This is a genomic window from Pedobacter sp. WC2501, assembly GCF_052682415.1.
In genome coordinates this window covers 3,773,543-3,790,447 of sequence record NZ_JBQZFI010000001.1, presented here as the reverse complement: position 1 = coordinate 3,790,447, position 16,905 = coordinate 3,773,543, and the positions used below count along the sequence as shown (strand labels likewise).

The following is a 16,905-nucleotide window of genomic DNA, read 5'->3' as shown; positions in this document are numbered from 1 at the left end:
AATCGTTTGTTATATTGATGAACTGAATAGTTGTGTTTTAGGTTGCTTAAGCCATAATTTCTCGTCGAATGCCATGCAGACATTTCTCAGGAAGGATTTTCCTTTGGTAGTAATCCTGATTTCTTTTTCAGTTACCCATACCAGTTTATCGAGCAACAAGGGCAAAAGCCGTTCATATACCTTTTCGGGAATGCGTTCGCTGTAGGCAGTATTGGCCCTGCACATGATATTAAGAATGTGTTTTCTTACAGCGAGGTCTTCATCGGTTAAAAAATGTCCTTTTTCTACAGGTAATAATTTCTGTGCTATTTTATCTAAATAAGCTTCTACCGTTTTAGGGTTCTGTGCAAAGGCTGTCCAGCTATCGCTGATCGACGAAACACCGAGACCGATAAGTAAATGGGTATGCTGACTGGTGTAACCCATAAAATTCCGGTGGAGTTTATCTGTTGCCATCGATTGAAACAAAAGATCGCTTTTCAGGGCAAAATGATCCATACCTACATCCTCATAACCAGCCTCAAGCAGTAAATTTCTGCCAAACTGGTAAAGTGCAAATTTTTCATCTCCGGCGGGAATATCCTTTTCGGTATAGTGTCTTTGCCCAGGTTTTAACCAGGGCACATGGGCGTAACTGTAAAAGGCAATGCGGTCTGGCTGCATGGTAATCACATCGCTTATGGTGCGCTCCAATCCATCAATACTTTGTCCGGGGAGCCCATAAATCAAATCAAAATTGATGGAAGTATAACCGATTTCCCTTGCCTCGCAAGTTACTCTAGCTACCTGCACAGGTGTTTGAAAGCGGTTGATCAAAAACTGAACTTTGGGATCAAAATCCTGTATCCCCAAACTTAATCTTTTAAAGCCAAGCTGGTAAAGTGCTGTTAAATGTGCTTTGGTGGTATTGGCCGGATGCGCCTCAAAGGAGAGTTCGGCATCGGAAGCCAAAGTAGCATTTTGCATAATTCCGTTAATGAGCAGCCCGAGGTTTTCTGCACTAAAAAAAGTCGGCGTTCCTCCGCCAAGGTGAAGTTCTTTTAATTTAGGTTTTTCCTGCAAGGCATCTACATACATGCGCCATTCAGCAAGTACAGCCAGGATGTACGGTACTTCTACCGAATGATTTTTGGTAATACGGGTATTACAACCACAATAGGTACATAGGCTTTCACAAAACGGAAGGTGGATATACAAACTGATTCCTTCCTCTTTATAGTCGGCATAAGTATTCGCTACGCTGCCCAGCCAGCCATTTGCATTAAAATTTTCAATATCCCAGTAGGGAACGGTTGGATAACTGGTATAACGTGGAGCGGCTACGTTATATTTTTTAAGCAATTCGGCGCTTTCCATCTTTACAGTTTTTTAGCGGTTGCACACTCATTCTGGCAACAGCAGGCTTTGCCCACGCATTTACCAGCGGCCCACTGATCGAGATTTTTAATAACCTGCTCCATCCTCGCTTTGGTATCAGCCTGATCGGCAAGCAATGGCACATTGGCAATCTTGATACCAGCAAGCCCCGCAGCAGTAAGGTCGAGATGATCTGTTTGTGAAGATGAAGTTGCAATATATTTGATACCGAGCGCTCTAAGTTCCAATATCATATTACCACTCAGCTCATCGTTATTAAAAACCAAAAGGGCCTCTTTGCCGGTTGCAAATGAAAGCGTATCGGCTGTTAAGCTATTGGCAATTATGGTGATATCGTGTTTTTTATAATTGGCCAGTACCAACCATTCCTTTTCATCGGGCTTAATGTTGTAAGCTATAGCTTTCATATACAATGTTTATGTATACAAAACTATGGAGGAAGCGTAAAGTAACAGGTGAGAATGCTTAGAGAAAAAAATGATACTGGTTACATTTTAAGTGTAGAGTTGAGCGTTTGGCGTGTGGAGTGGATTAATCGATCTAAAATGAGCCAGTGAAATAATTTAGAAGTTAAGATTTGGATAGATTCTACAATACGATCGTCATCTCGATCCTATACTATCGGATGTAGCGCAGCGAAATAGAGAGACCTATCCAGATAGATTTCTCGACTGCGTTGCACTCCGCTCGAAATGATTGTTATGATAAAAACAAATTTTAAGCAGCTATTTTATAGTTATTTTTATAGCTGGTTTGATTTTTTATAACTGCAGCAACTCTTAAAGCTATCTTGTTTCTAACGGCATTAATTATGCTCATGCTGTGCTTGCCTTCATCTTTTTTTCTATTGTAATATGTCTTGAATTCCTGATTGTGTTGAATTAGAGATAATGCACACATATGGAGCAGCCTTTTGAGCTCTTTATTGGCCATGCGGTGTACCCTGGGTTTACCTTTGATACTTATACCGCTGGTCTGTTCAAATGGGGCAACCCCTGCATAACAGGCCAGTTCTTTTCCGCTGGGCTGCCCAACGAAATTCCCCGTGCAGCCAATCAGGTATACCGCCGTAACATGCCCTATACCGGGAATACTGATCAACAATTTATAGTTCCGCTTGAAATCCTGATTTCCGTTGATAATTTTTTTGATCTGGTCTTCTAGGTTCTTAATTGACTTGACTATACCATCAATTGCATTTTTAAGTGCTTTTTCAATCAGTTTCTGATGTTCTTTCCCATTAACATTGCCAAGTTCTTTTACAGAAACGCTAATGCCAGATTTTTGTTTGAGCAGTTTAGTCCTCGCTGATACCAGATCTTTCAATAGCATCAGCTCGGGATCCAGGGCAGCTGTAGCGCTTAGCTCATCCGCTTCCTTGAACGCATAACTGCATAACCGGATACTGTCTATTTTATCGTTTTTGCCCCTGGCTATCCCAAAACTCCATTTGATATGGGCGGCATTCCCGATGTGGATGGGCAGGTTCCTGTTGCTGCAGAAAGTCCATAGCAGACGGTGATAGATCCCGGTATTTTCCATCACAACCAAAGATTCATTACTGAATATAACTCTGTGAGACTTTAGCCATTTGTCAAACAGTTTTATCCCTGGAGCTGTGTTGTCAAACCGTGCGGTTGCTATCTCCTGTTTTACATGGTCCACAACGGCCATCAATGCAACATCGAAGTGGGGTTTGGAAACATCAATCCCGATAAAAAATTTTGTAGTGCCAATCATCCTGTTATTTTTTATGTTTGTACAGTTACCTAAATTTTACCCCATCGATCCTAGTCCTTAATAATGGGTATTACCCTAATTGTTATCTGGTCACTAAGGGAAAAAACGGTAGCGGATTGCATCATTTCTTAGGCATAAAAACCTTGACGATATATTAATGTGCCGCTACCGTTTTAGGTAATCTGATTTATAATTTAAGTAAAGTAAATAATTTGGTATCCTTAAATAAAATATCAAAACAAATCTAAAGGACGATCTCTTTGGAAATCAACACCCTATCCTCAGTTAACCAATTTAAACAATTAACCAAATAAATCAATGACCAATGAACCCATGGCTAATGAACGCTATTGTTTAATATTCCTCAGTTTTTCGATAGATAAAATATTAATGGCATTACCGGTTTTATCGATCAGTTTTTCATCTTTAAAATCAGCCAGCATTCTGCTTACAGTTTCGCTGGCGGTACCTACCAGTGCGGCCAGGTCATCGCGGGAGATGCGAATGGTGCAGCTATCAGCCGTGCCATCGCCAAATTTTGTTGCCACCTGTAATAAAGCTTCGGCTACGCGTTTTCTTACAGATGAATAGGCTAGCTGGAGCATCTGTTTTCCTTTATCGCGCAGGTTTCCGGATAACAGACCGATAAATGTTTTAGATACGGCCTGGTGGCTGAGCAGGTATTCCATAAAATCTGCTTTGGGAATATGGATGATTTCCGATTCGGTTAGCGTTGCGGCATTTTCTGCATATAGCTCGCCATTGCATAAACTTTCGTAACCAAAAAAGTCTCCATCATGGTAAAGCCCTGAAGAAAGTTCCCTCCCATCTTTAAAACGTTTGTAGGTTTTTACCTGTCCTTTATTAATGTAATAGAGGTGTGTGGGTTCATCGCCTTCAATATAAATTATCTGTTTGCTGTTTACCGCTCTCGGTTTACCTTTTTTGCGCAATTCATCCATTACCGTTTCACTATTACCTTCCGTTGAATTAAAACTAGTGGCCTGCTGCTTTTTTTTAAACCTGCTTTCTATCGCCCTGAAAAGTTCCGTATCATCAAAGGGTTTGGTGAGGTAATCATCTGCCCCCATTTCCATGCCTTTTCTCATATCTGCACGCTCTGTTTTTGCGGTGATGAAAATAAAAGGAATATTGGCCGTTTTAGGATTTTTGTTCAACAGGTACAAAACCCCATATCCATCCAGTTCAGGCATCATAATATCGCACAGAATTACATCAGGTAGATGATTAACAGCCATTTCAACACCGATTTTTCCGTGTTTAGCCATAAAAGTTTTATAACCTGCCAAATCAAGCACTTCAGCAGTACTTTCCCTGATGTCGTCATTATCTTCAATGATTAAAACTTTCTTGTTCATGGGATAGATCTTAAACTATAAAATTATTTTTAAAGGGAAAGGTAAGTGTAAATACCGTACCCGAGTGTTGCTCGCTATTGCAGGTTACCGTGCCATTCATCAGGCCAACATATCTTTTTACAATGTTTAGCCCTAGTCCTGTTCCCGGAATATCGCCGGTATTGTGTGCCCTGAAAAATGGTTCGAACAGATTGCCCTGATCGGCTGCCGGAATACCAATCCCATTGTCTTTAACCTCTAAAATCAGTTCATCATCCTTTAAAATGGAATTGAACTGGATGAGGGTATCCTCGCCACTGTATTTGATCGAATTGGAAATCAGATTGATAATGCAATTCTTCAGCAGGTTCGGGTCCAGGCAAACCTCTGCGGTTGTTCCGGTATGTTCGTAAATAATATGCTGGTTCTGTTTGGTCATCATCTGCATCTCTTCTGCTATTTCTTCAGCAAAGCTGATGATGTTAAAAGCATGTGCTGATGCCTCCACTTTCCCGGCCTCGAGTTTCTCGAGTGAAAGGAAATCGTTTAATATTGTAGTGAGGTTATTGATGGAATTTTTGATTTTTAAAGTATGTTTTTCTACACTAGCCGCATCCTGTTTGGTGGTATATTTATCAATGAGGGATGCTGAAAGCTGAATCGAACTGAGCGGCGTTCTAAACTCATGCGAAGCCATAGATACAAACCTGGTTTTAAGCTGGTTGAGTTCCTTTTCCTTTTGAAAAAGTGCACGCATATTTTCCTTGGCCATTTCCAGTTCCGACACGAGCTTAACCAGGTCCTGCGTACGTTCCTTTATCTTAACTTCCAGTTTTTCGGTATAACTTTTAATCTGTTCCTCGTTGGCTTTTTCTTTACTCAGGTCGTGGATAAAACCCGTATAAATTTTACGGTCGCTAAATTTAATTTCGCTCACCCCGAGCCTGAACGGAAATATAGAACCATCTTTACGCTTGCCCGAAACCTCCCTCCCGATGCCGATAATGTGTTTCTGCCCAGTATGTTCGTACCTGGACAAGTATCCATCATGACGTGAATGATCGGGTTCAGGCATCAGAGCTGAAATGTTCTTACCTACCAATTCTTCCCTGCCATAACCGAAAAGCTCAAGCGCCGCAGGGTTTAAATGTTCTATAATCCCCTTGTCATCAATGGTAATAATCCCATCAATAGCGTTTTCAATAATTGCATCTAAAAATTTCGACCTATCCATTATGCTTCAAGTATATCTCCGTAAATATAGATAAAAGTATTACCGATCTTTTTTCTTAGCCAATAATCAGTGTATCGAGTTTATTTTTCGAACTTGCCAACTGTTCATATAATTGCTTAAACTCATCAGAAGCATGATCTGCCATTTCGCTAAAGAGTTTTTTATAATAATTGATTCCTTCCGCCAGCTGCTGTTTAAAACCATTTAACTGTTTTATCTTTTTGTCGCTGAAATGCTGCAACTGTTGTTTAATATCTTCCTGAAGGTAATCGATATAGAGGTTAAGTTCTTTGATAAAAACATGCGGCCGCTCTACCTGCTCCAAGAGGTTAATTTTACCATAAATATGCCCAACCATCTCATCAAATGAGTATACATCGGAGAAATAGGCCAGGTTTGGCCCCGGACAGATGGCCACTGCCTTATTTTCTTTGGGTTTAAGGATATTATATTTCAGGTAAGTGGAAGAGCAGAGTCCTTCGCAAAGACATACTTTTCCGGTAACCTCGTTAAATTGCTTTTCATATTCTTCAGCAGTTAGTCCGGATGTTTTAAGGCTTTTGATCTTTAAGTGCTGATATTCACGCGATGCGGTGCAAATGGCCTCTTCGGTAAATTCGGTATTGTTGCAGAGGTATTTCTTGGTACATGGACTTCCGGGCCGGCCCTTTTCAATCCGCTCGGTCCGCTGCTGTTCTATGGTACTGTTCTTAAAATTATTAAAACGGATCCCCAGTGGAGAGGCATTGCTTAAATAAAAATCCTGTGCTGTTGCACCAGTGAGTTGTAATAAGGTATCGGCATCTACATTGGTCACTTCCGGCACCAATAAAAAAGGACTTCCCCAGCCCGTGGCATCAAGATGGTAATGCTGCAGCAAAAATTTATGTTCTGCCGCGGTTCCGATTCCGCCTTGTACCGTGATCTTTTGTTTAAATTCCTTTTCGACTGAAATCCCCTTTTGCATCAAGGCAAGCTGATATATTTCAAAAAGCTCCCGATACATGTCGATTTTTTTAGTTTTAAATTCCTCCAGAATCGGTCCCAGCAGATACCCTTCTGTAGCAAATGCATGGCCGCCACAGTTTAACCCTGATTCGATCCTGAACTCTGATACCCATAATCCTTTTTTGGCCAAAAATTTAGCCTGGATCAAAGCCGACCTGAAATCACTAACTTTTAAGATAATCCTCTTTTTTAATGAAGCATTTTCACCTGGAAAAAAGTCGGCAAAATGTTCCATATAGCTGTATAATTTGGGGTTCATTCCTGCGGAAAGTACCACTGAGGCATTGAGTTTACTTTCTGCAAAACCGCGTAAAGCCGCTAATGCATCGGTATTACCATCACCAGTGTATTCGCCATTCACATAATTCATTTTATCCACCTTGGCCATAATGTTAACATCAATACTGCCCATGCGCATGGCATTTTTCAGTACAGATTGAAAACTTTGTTTGGTTTCACCTTCAGGATACTCCATCATCAATTCGTAGCCATGCTTTAATTTTGAGTTATCAGGCAAAAGTTCGAAATAGCGGCATATATCATTCCCTTGCTTAAAATCCTGCTGTTTTAAAGCTTTAAAATCCTGGTTGATGCAATCAGATAAAAAGTTGAGGTATGCGGTAATGCGTCGGCTACGGCTATCGGTTTCACCTTTAGCAATCGCCTCGAAATCCACCGATCTGTTTTGTGAGTGATAAGCACGCATCCGTTCCACCAGTTCATCGTCAACAATAGAGAGTACGGAAGAAATGCCATACCTGGCAACTTTTAATGGAGTATCGATAGAGTAACCCAGGCCTAAAACGGGAATATGGAAGGTGTGTAACATGGTATTTTTTGATGTAAAATGATCCCCGATATGACGAAGGATCAAATAATTTCTACAGCAAAACTACCTTGCTTTAATGGATATAGTGATGATAAGGCTCAAACCAAAAAATGAGCGCGATCACTTTTTGCGACTAAAAATAACCCTCAGGAAATGTTATTACTTTAAGGTTTTTAACCACAGATGCACACAGATAAACGCAGCTTTTTATATCTGTGTACATCCTTTTATCTGTGGCTATTTTTTTACCTGTGCCAATGGCTTAAATAATGACATTACACATCCGGACAAAATCGACACAAATTAGGTCTTAAATGAGAACACTGTGAGCCATAGGCAAAACCAAAAGTGATTACAAGCACCTTACTTTTTTACAAGTTTATTATTGATGGGAAACATTAAATTTTCCAAAACCTGATCGCGGTGATAGATATCAGGATATACACTAAGCTGACCATCTCTAATTTCGCAGGTGATATAGGTTATTTTTATCGGAACAGTGTTTTTAAGGCGAAAATCTTTTTTAATTATGTTAAGCATCGATGATTTTAAAGCAGGCACTTTATCGGCTGCTCCATCATTCCGCAATAACAGTTCGGCAAGTAAACCCGCATTTTCTACCCTGATACAGCCATGGCTAAAGGCCCTTTCTTGTTTTTTGAATAATTGCTGTTCCGGGGTATCATGCAGGTAAATATCAAAAGTATTCGGAAACCTGAATACAACCTTACCTAGTGCATTATCGCAACCAGATGACTGCCTGGCATGATATAAGTTAGGATTAGCCTTAATGGCCGCAATGGTACCTCTGGTTAAAGGCACCATGTTTTCTTTCCGATCGTAAATACTGTAATGGTTGTTGATCAGGTAGGCTGAATCTTTCCATATTTTTGGTAACAGTTCGTTCCTAAATATTTTATGCGGAACTTTCCAGTCTGGCGAAGTGATGATGTTGTTAACCATACTTTCCAATTCTGGTGTGGGACTGGAAGGCTTGCCTACAACGGTTTTAAATAACACTACGCTATCATCCTTTACTAACTTCAGTGTGTATGAGGGGATATTGATCTGTATAAAATAACGATCGCCGGTATTTATCCAGCGTAACCGTTCCATATTAATGGCCATTTTTCTGGCCTCACCTTCCGGAAACTCATAACAATCGTCTATATATTGCCCTTTAACCAAATGGAGATAATTCTGGAGCTTTTTATACATATTTGCTTGTGGCTGGGCAGAGGTAACGTTGACCATAAAATTTGGATGCCCAATGGCTTTCCCGAGCTGTAACACCGGATCAAAACCCAAAGGTATTTTCGATTCCAATCGCTCGGTGTTAACCACCGGGTTAAATTTACCGTAGTGAAGATGATTGATTAGCGTAATCAGGGCATCCGTTAAGTAAATATCAAAAACTTCCTGCTCTTGTACTTTGGCTCCTGGTTTGGTAAGCGGACGAAGCGCATCGTAAGTGAGCCGATCTGGATGAAAATCATTTCTGTTCAAACCAAACTGCAATACGCAATCCATCAATAACATCGACATCCAAACATCTGATTTTACAGTATCCTGCATTACCCAGGCACGCTTATATAACCTTTCCTGATAAAAACGCTCAACCAGATTGGGGTAGTTCAGTTTTGGACGCAGGCCAGCGATTTCTTTTTTAAGAGACAGCGAATCGGTATCTACAGATTCATTGTTTTTAAGGGACACTCCAAAAACATTAAATACCAATAAGAAGGCCCATAACAGCGTTAATGAAATAAAAATCACCTTAACGGTGCCGGAGCTTTTGCTAATATTTTTATTTCTCATAACACATTGATTTACAAGAATAAATATCAAAGCTTAACGGTTCGATATTTATGACGCCCATCACATATTGTTATGATTTAATGCACATTAGGCACTTTGAGATGTTTTTACAGGATTAAATTTACCTCTTAGACCAGCTAACCTGTAAATGGAGCTTCTAAAGGCTTTAAGGCTCATTCCCTTTGCAATTTAAAAAGCCAACGTTTTACAAAACTATATCAGTTTATATTTGCTATATAAAAACAATATATTTAATTAAAATAATTCATCAGCAATGAAAGCCATAGGATTTAAAACCTCACTCCCAATAAGCGAAAACGAAAGTTTTATCGCGTTTGAAACACCTGTTCCACAACCAGAGGGACGCGACCTGCTTGTAAAAATAAAGGCCATCAGCATAAATCCGGTTGATTTTAAAATCCGCCAGAACAGCGCGAAAGACACTGTACTGGATACACCCAAAGTAATTGGCTGGGATGCTGTTGGCACAGTTGAAGCAGTTGGCGCAGGCGTTACCTTTTTTAAAGCCGGAGACGAAGTGTATTATGCCGGAGATTTAACGCGAAGCGGCTCAAACACCGAATACCAGTTGATTGATGAACGTATTGTAGGTTTAAAACCTAAAACATTAACTGTCGCCGAAGCAGCCGCCCTGCCGTTAACAGCGCTTACCGCCTGGGAATCACTGTACGACCGCATCCGCATCAGTGAGCAAAAAGATAAAGGAAAAAGCATCCTGATTATTGGTGGTGCAGGCGGCGTTGGCTCCATTGCCATACAGCTGGCGAAGAAAGTAAGTGGCTTAAAAGTGATTACGACGGCCTCACGACCAGAAACAAAAGATTGGTGTAAAGCCATGGGTGCCGATGTAGTGGTAAATCATAAAAACCTGGTTGAAGAAGTACGTGCGGCAGGTTTTAAGGAAGTGGATTTTATTCTCGATTTTGTAGACCTGAACAGTTATTGGGATGACCTGGTTGAGTTGATTAAGCCGCAGGGCCATATCGTATCGATAACAGGCTCAGCCACGCCTATTGCGCTAAACAAATTAAAAAACAAAAGTGTCACGTTTTCGTGGGAACTGATGTACACCCGCTCCATGTATCAAACTGATGATGTGGAACAGCAACATCACATTTTAAATGAACTGGCCAAATTATTCGACAATGGCACACTTAAAACGACGTTAAACCAAACGCTAAAGGGATTTACGGTAGAAAACTTGAAAGAAGCCCATCGTTTATTGGAAAGTGGTAAAACCATTGGTAAAGTGGTAATCGAATATTAAAATATTACATTTATTCATTAAACAATATACAGAAACCAATGAAGAGATTAAATAGATTGCGAAACATCTACAGCATTTTATTTCAAAAAATTTCATCATATTTGACGAGAATTAAGCAACAGGCAGATAATCAGGTCACAGAAAACAAGGGAATAGATATTACTGGGCTAGTAGCAACATTTTCTATTATATTACCGATAGCAACATTCACATACTGGCGATTATTGTTTGAAGAATTTCATGGAGATTATTTTGAATTATGCTTTAGCTTTAGTGATGTATATTATCTTCTTTATTATAAGGCAACATTACTTTTGTACATATCGTTGCTTTTATTGTTCGTCACTCTTGCAATAACATTTTCCTTACATTTTTGGAAGTATAGATTACAGTTTAGCATCGGAATATTTATCTGTCTTACATTAGGCTTGTATACTTACGTTAGTCACTTTAATGAGCTACAATGTGTTTTGTACATGGTATCTGGTTTGGTAATTATTTTTCTTTATTTTATACTTGGTAAACAGTCATTATATGGCTTCGTTGCACTTTCAGCGCTTTTCTTGATAACATCTGCTCAAACAGATGCTGATCAAATAAAGAAAATGACAATTAAAAAGGATATAAAACTTAAGAATGGTGCTTTTTTCTTAAAAAAAGAAGATAATAACAAATATTATGTAACCAGTACCTCAAAATTCGTTCTTATATATGATATCTCTGTTAATAAATTGATAAAGATGGAAAGAGACAGTATAAAGTAGTGAGTTGGCTGTATAATTGAGTGTAAAAAAAGAGATAAGCCGGTTAAGCTTCTCTCTTTTTTCTTATTTTGTTTTTCAACTAAACTTTAGTCCTGTTTTCTGAACTTCTTTTCAACTGTGCATTAATGCGTTCTAAAACATCGTAAATATCGAAAGGTTTGCTGATGTAATCATCTGCAAATGCATCAATCGCTTTTTGCTCGCTATTGTTCTGTGCAGACATTACAATAATCGGGATGTGTTTGGTAAAAATATCAGTTTTTAAATCTTCGCAAATTTCCGCTCCGTTTCCATCTGGCAACATTACATCTAATAAGAAAAGATCAGGCATTGCATCCTGGATATTTTTCTTCAGCTCTGCAAAAGATGAGGAAAGCTGTAATTCAAAACCCTCTTCCTTTAACAGGATTTCAATCACGTTTCTGATCTCCTGATCGTCTTCTAAAATGTGTATTCGTTTTTTTTCCATGTTCAAATTATATGTTTGGGATGTACCGTTCGCGTGGAACGCGCTACACGATAGTTACAGTAACACCCAAGCCCTCTAAATGTTTTACAATTTGTTCAGAAATTCCTTTATCTGTGATAATATGGTCAATTTCTTCTAATCCGCATATCTTTCCAAAACCTCTTTTACCGAATTTGGTAGAATCGGCCAGTACAATTGTTTTTTGTGAAGCACCAATCATTTTGCGGTTTAAATGCGCCTCCATAGCATTTGTGGTAGTTAATCCGAAATCCAGATCAATGCCATCTACCCCTAAAAACAATTTGTTGAAATAAAAATCCTGCAAAACCTGTTCCGCATAAGCACCCATCACGGAGGAAGAACTTTTTCTCAGCAGACCACCCAGTTGGATCACTTCGATACTCGGCTCGCGCATCAATTCCAAGGCTACATTTAATGCAGACGTAACCACGGTTAAGTTTGTTGCCGGTGCAATGTTCTTCGCAAAATAAAGCACTGTGGTACCCGATGCAATCACAATAGAATCGTTATCGTTCAGCAATGCTGCTGCAGCTATCCCGATTTTATTCTTCTCGGTAGATTGTATTTTCTCTTTCTCATTAACCGGACGATCTACCGTATATGGATTGTTTACGGTTGCACCTCCATGTGTTCTAAACAGAAGGCTCTTGTCTTCAAGTAGTTTTAAGTCCTTTCTTATTGTTACCGACGACACTTTCAGTTCCTTACATAAATCAACCACATTGATGTACTGATCACGTTGCAGTCGACTTAAAATAAACTGGTGCCTCTCAGCCAAATTCATCATAATATATTTAATTAGCGTGCTGCAAATTAGTAATAAAAACATGCTTTAAAATATTTTACACAAATATTTAATAAATTTTTAACGCAGATATTAAATTATTTCGATTATGATTTCTTATAATTGCGTATTGTTTCGTTTTATTATTTTTCGCAAACCTAATGAAGAGATTACACGCGCATCATCTGGCAGATAACATCAATTGGGACTTTATTATTATCGGCGGAGGTGCTACAGGTTTGGGTACCGCTTTAGATGCTGCAAGCCGTGGCTTTAAAACGCTACTGGTGGAACAATCTGATTTTGCCAAAGGCACATCCAGTCGGAGTACCAAACTGGTACATGGCGGCGTTCGTTACCTTGCACAGGGCGATATCGGTTTAGTTAAACACGCTTTAAAAGAACGTGGCCTGTTACAACAAAATGCGAAGCACCTGGTAGACAAAGAACAATTCTTGATTCCCTGTTACGATTGGTTCTCTGTTATAAAATATTTAACCGGGCTTACGCTTTACGATTGGCTGGCAGGAAAATACAGTTTCGGAAAATCTAAATTTTTCTCTAAAAAAGAAACCCTAAGTATGATGCCTGGCATCAAAGAAAAAGGATTAAAAGGAAGCATCAGGTATTATGACGGAAAGTTTGATGACGCCCGTTTAGCGATCAATATTGCTCAAACAGCCATTGAGAAAGGCGCTACATTATTAAATTACACCAAAGTAAATGGTTTATTAAAAAATGGCGAAACCGTTACGGGAATTGAGATAGAAGATACCATCACAGGCTTAAAAGCACAGTTTAAGGGCAAAGTAGTTGTTAATGCCACAGGTGTTTTTGTAGATGATATCCTGCACATGAACAATCCAGATTCGAAAAAGATGGTACGCCCCAGTCAGGGGGTGCACGTGGTATTGGAAAAAAGCTTTTTAAATAGTGAATCGGCCTTAATGATCCCGAAAACTTCTGATGGGCGTGTATTGTTTGCGGTTCCCTGGCATAATCATTTGCTTGTGGGCACCACTGATACCCCATTAAATGAACACAGCCTTGAGCCTCGGGCTTTAAAAGAAGAAGTAGATTTTATTATGAGTACTGCGGCAAGCTATTTTAACCGCGTGCCTCTTGAAAAAGATATTTTAAGCGTGTTCTCTGGTTTACGACCATTGGCCGCCCCTACCAATGGTGATGGAAATAGTACCAAGGAAATTAGCAGAGATCATAAACTGATTGTTTCTGCAAAGGGGTTAATTACCATAACCGGTGGAAAATGGACTACCTATCGCCGAATGGCGGAAGAAACGGTTGATTTGGCCATTAGCCATGCAGGTTTAGAACCGAAAGCATGCGTAACTCAAAATTTAAGTATCCATGGCAGCACGGCAACTATTGGAAATGGCCATTTAGCCATATATGGATCCGATCGTAGTAAAATTGAAGCTTTAATTGCGCAAGATCCGGCGCTTGGAAATAAATTAAATCCTGCGTTTCCATTTACAGAAGCCGAAGTACTTTGGTCTGCAAGAAACGAAATGGCAGAAACCGTAGAGGATATTTTAAGCAGAAGGCTTAGGATATTATTTATCGATGCACAGGCTGCAAAGGATATGGCACCACGGGTTGCCTCGCTCCTGGCCAGAGAATTATCAGCAGATGAAAACTGGGAGGCCGGTCAGATTGAAATTTTTAATAAATTAGCTGATGGTTACCTTTATCATCAACCAGTAAAATAACTATAATGGCGTAGCCCGCTAACCAAATTATTAATTATGAGCAAATACATCTTGTCTATCGATCAGGGAACCACAAGTTCGAGAGCCATTATTTTTAACCACGACGGTGAAATTGTTGCCATTGCGCAAAAAGAATTCACGCAGATTTATCCCAAAGCCGGATGGGTGGAACATGATCCGATGGAAATATGGTCGACACAACTGGCCGTTGTTACCGAAGTAATTGTAAAAGCCAGTCTAACTGTACACGATATTTCCGCCATAGGTATTACCAATCAGCGAGAAACCACAGTAGTCTGGGATAAAGAAACCGGAATGCCCATTTATAATGCTATTGTTTGGCAAGACAGGCGTACTTCTGCTTATTGCGACGAAATTAAAGCCAAAGGTTTGGCGGGTAAAATCCAGGAGAAAACAGGCCTCATTATCGATGCTTATTTTTCTGCAACCAAAGCCCGTTGGATTTTGGAAAATGTAGAAGGTGCACGCGAAAAGGCTGAAGCAGGAAAACTGGCTTTCGGCACCATAGACAGCTGGTTGATCTGGAAATTGACAGCAGGCGAAAAACATGTTACCGATGTAACCAATGCCTCACGTACCATGCTTTATAATATCCATACCCTTAACTGGGATGAAGAACTACTCGAATTATTTTCCATTCCAAAAGCAATGTTGCCAGAGGTAAAATCATCAAGCGAGGTTTATGGCGAAACTGCCGGAAGAATATTGGCAGCTAAAATCCCAATTGCAGGTATAGCAGGCGACCAGCAATCGGCACTTTTTGGTCAGATGTGTACAGAAATCGGCATGGTAAAAAATACGTACGGCACAGGTTGTTTCATGCTGATGAATATTGGAGAAAAGCCAAAAATTTCTGCCAATAACTTGTTAACCACTATCGCCTGGCAGATTAACGGCCAGGTAAATTATGCGCTTGAAGGAAGTATTTTTATAGGTGGTGCGGTTGTACAATGGCTAAGGGACGAAATGGGCTTTATTTCAAGGTCTGCAGATGTAGAAACCCTCGCCAAAAAGGTAAAAGATACCGATGGTGTATATGTAGTGCCCGCTTTTGCAGGTTTAGGCGCACCACACTGGGATCAGCATGCCCGCGGAACGATAACCGGATTAACACGTGGAACAAATAAATCGCATATTGCAAGGGCTGCTTTAGAAAGCATTGCTTACCAAACCATGGATGTATTAAAGGCCATGGAGGCAGATGCAGGTGTAAATATTGCCGAACTCCGCGTAGATGGCGGTGCTACGGCCAACGATTTATTAATGCAGTTTCAGGCCGATCTGTTAAACTGTAAAGTAATCAGACCAGATGTAACAGAAGTTACCGCTATTGGCGCTGCATATCTGGCCGGATTGGCTATCGGTTTCTGGGAAAGTATCGATCAGATCCGTTCGCAATGGAAAATTAACAGAACCTTTGTTGCTGAGGAAGGAATTGATAACAGCGAAAGAATAAAAGGCTGGAACAGGGCCGTAAAAGCGGCCAGGGTAAATGCTGAGGGCTAATAAATGACTGTCGTCGGGGCTGTAACATAAATGCATTCAATCAAATTTGTCACACTGAGCCTGTCCCTTCGACAAGCTCAGGATGACAATTCTATATTTATGAGACAGCATCCTTGGCTTATATAAATAGATGCTTATTACAAATTGCTGTTAATCTAATTGAACCTAATATATTAATTTACAAATCGCTTAAAATTTTATAATGAACGTATATCTCTCAGAGTTTATTGGTACAGCACTAATGATTCTTTTAGGAAATGGTGTAGTAGCTAACGTAGTACTTAAAGGTACTAAAGGCAATAACAGTGGTTGGATTGTGATTACAACGGCCTGGGCACTTGCTGTATTTATAGGAGTTGTTGTTGCCGGCCCTAATAGTGGGGCACACTTAAATCCAGCTGTAACCCTCGGACTTGCTATTGGAAAAGGCTTTAGCTGGGCATTGGTTCCATTTTACATCATGGCACAGTTAGCGGGTGCAATGACAGGATCTTTTTTGGTCTGGCTCATTTACAAAGACCATTTCAATGCCACTGATGATCAGGGTTTAAAGGCCGCCCCTTTTGCCACCTCTCCTGCCATCAGAAATGTCTCCTCAAATCTGTTATCAGAAATTATCGGCACTTTCGTTTTAATATTTGTGATTTTCTATTTCACTGATGCCAGTATGGGCACGAAAGAAACCGTTACCACTCCTATTGGCTTAGGCTCAATTGGCGCAATTCCGGTAGCATTTTTAGTATGGGTAATTGGTTTGGGTTTAGGTGGAACAACCGGATATGCCATAAATCCGGCAAGAGATTTAGGCCCGCGCATTGTTCACTTTTTAATCCCAATGAAAGGAAAAGGAAGTAGCGACTGGAGTTATGCCTGGATACCAATTGTTGGTCCTATAATAGGCTCCGTATTAGCCGCAGTAGCATTTTTACTGATTAGTAAATAATGGCATTTGAGTTAG

General features: G+C 40.0%; 14 protein-coding genes. 5 read left to right on the top strand and 9 right to left on the bottom strand.

Annotated features, from left to right (window positions below; all coding sequences use genetic code 11):
• Nucleotides 1-9 precede the first annotated feature (9 nt).
• The 7 genes from hemN to ACUN24_RS16010 all read right to left on the bottom strand — a co-directional run bounded on the left by hemN (nt 10) and on the right by ACUN24_RS16010 (nt 9,364).
• On the bottom strand, nt 10-1,356 hold the full coding sequence (gene hemN, locus ACUN24_RS16040; protein WP_445563403.1) for an oxygen-independent coproporphyrinogen III oxidase: 1,347 nt from the start codon (nt 1,354-1,356) through the stop codon (nt 10-12).
• 2 nt (nt 1,357-1,358) lie between these two features.
• Complete coding sequence (locus ACUN24_RS16035) at nt 1,359-1,784, bottom strand: lactate dehydrogenase (RefSeq protein ID WP_315421039.1); 426 nt, start codon at nt 1,782-1,784, stop codon at nt 1,359-1,361.
• A 310-nt stretch (nt 1,785-2,094) separates the two neighbouring features.
• Entirely contained in the window at nt 2,095-3,117 is a 1,023-nt protein-coding gene (locus ACUN24_RS16030) for an IS110 family transposase (protein ID WP_445562528.1), read from the bottom strand.
• A 347-nt stretch (nt 3,118-3,464) separates the two neighbouring features.
• Nucleotides 3,465-4,496 carry a response regulator gene (locus ACUN24_RS16025; RefSeq protein WP_445563402.1) on the bottom strand — a complete coding sequence of 344 codons (1,032 nt, stop codon included), beginning with the start codon at nt 4,494-4,496 and terminating at the stop codon, nt 3,465-3,467.
• Between the two features lie 10 nt (nt 4,497-4,506).
• Entirely contained in the window at nt 4,507-5,709 is a 1,203-nt protein-coding gene (locus ACUN24_RS16020) for a PAS domain-containing sensor histidine kinase (RefSeq protein ID WP_445563401.1), read from the bottom strand.
• Nucleotides 5,710-5,764: 55 nt separating this feature from the next.
• Nucleotides 5,765-7,546: a hypothetical protein gene (locus ACUN24_RS16015; RefSeq protein WP_445563400.1), complete on the bottom strand. Its 1,782-nt coding sequence runs from the start codon at nt 7,544-7,546 to the stop codon at nt 5,765-5,767.
• A gap of 363 nt (nt 7,547-7,909) precedes the next feature.
• The gene (locus tag ACUN24_RS16010; protein ID WP_445563399.1) at nt 7,910-9,364 is read right to left on the bottom strand and encodes a L,D-transpeptidase family protein; all 1,455 of its coding nucleotides are present in this window, start codon (nt 9,362-9,364) and stop codon (nt 7,910-7,912) included.
• A gap of 274 nt (nt 9,365-9,638) precedes the next feature.
• Here ACUN24_RS16010 and ACUN24_RS16005 point away from each other — a divergent pair, with 274 nt between their 5' ends.
• Complete coding sequence (locus ACUN24_RS16005) at nt 9,639-10,652, top strand: zinc-binding alcohol dehydrogenase family protein (RefSeq protein WP_445563398.1); 1,014 nt, start codon at nt 9,639-9,641, stop codon at nt 10,650-10,652.
• A gap of 38 nt (nt 10,653-10,690) precedes the next feature.
• Nucleotides 10,691-11,416 (top strand): hypothetical protein, encoded by a 726-nt coding sequence (locus tag ACUN24_RS16000; RefSeq protein ID WP_445563397.1) that lies wholly within the window; start codon nt 10,691-10,693, stop codon nt 11,414-11,416.
• 79 nt (nt 11,417-11,495) lie between these two features.
• Here the strand turns inward: ACUN24_RS16000 and ACUN24_RS15995 are convergent, their stop codons facing one another.
• Together ACUN24_RS15995 and ACUN24_RS15990 are read right to left on the bottom strand one after the other, a co-directional pair.
• On the bottom strand, nt 11,496-11,885 hold the full coding sequence (locus tag ACUN24_RS15995) for a response regulator transcription factor (protein ID WP_025144721.1): 390 nt from the start codon (nt 11,883-11,885) through the stop codon (nt 11,496-11,498).
• Nucleotides 11,886-11,928: 43 nt separating this feature from the next.
• On the bottom strand, nt 11,929-12,693 hold the full coding sequence (locus ACUN24_RS15990; RefSeq protein ID WP_025144720.1) for a DeoR/GlpR family DNA-binding transcription regulator: 765 nt from the start codon (nt 12,691-12,693) through the stop codon (nt 11,929-11,931).
• 158 nt (nt 12,694-12,851) lie between these two features.
• On the opposite strand from ACUN24_RS15990, the gene ACUN24_RS15985 reads away from it, so the two are divergent.
• From ACUN24_RS15985 to ACUN24_RS15975, 3 genes are all read left to right on the top strand, one after another.
• Entirely contained in the window at nt 12,852-14,420 is a 1,569-nt protein-coding gene (locus ACUN24_RS15985) for a glycerol-3-phosphate dehydrogenase/oxidase (RefSeq protein ID WP_445563396.1), read from the top strand.
• Nucleotides 14,421-14,456: 36 nt separating this feature from the next.
• Nucleotides 14,457-15,947, top strand: coding sequence for a glycerol kinase GlpK (glpK, locus tag ACUN24_RS15980; RefSeq protein WP_445563395.1), 1,491 nt, complete (start codon nt 14,457-14,459; stop codon nt 15,945-15,947).
• Nucleotides 15,948-16,149: 202 nt separating this feature from the next.
• On the top strand, nt 16,150-16,890 hold the full coding sequence (locus tag ACUN24_RS15975; RefSeq protein WP_445563394.1) for an MIP/aquaporin family protein: 741 nt from the start codon (nt 16,150-16,152) through the stop codon (nt 16,888-16,890).
• The last annotated feature ends 15 nt before the right edge of the window (nt 16,891-16,905 follow it).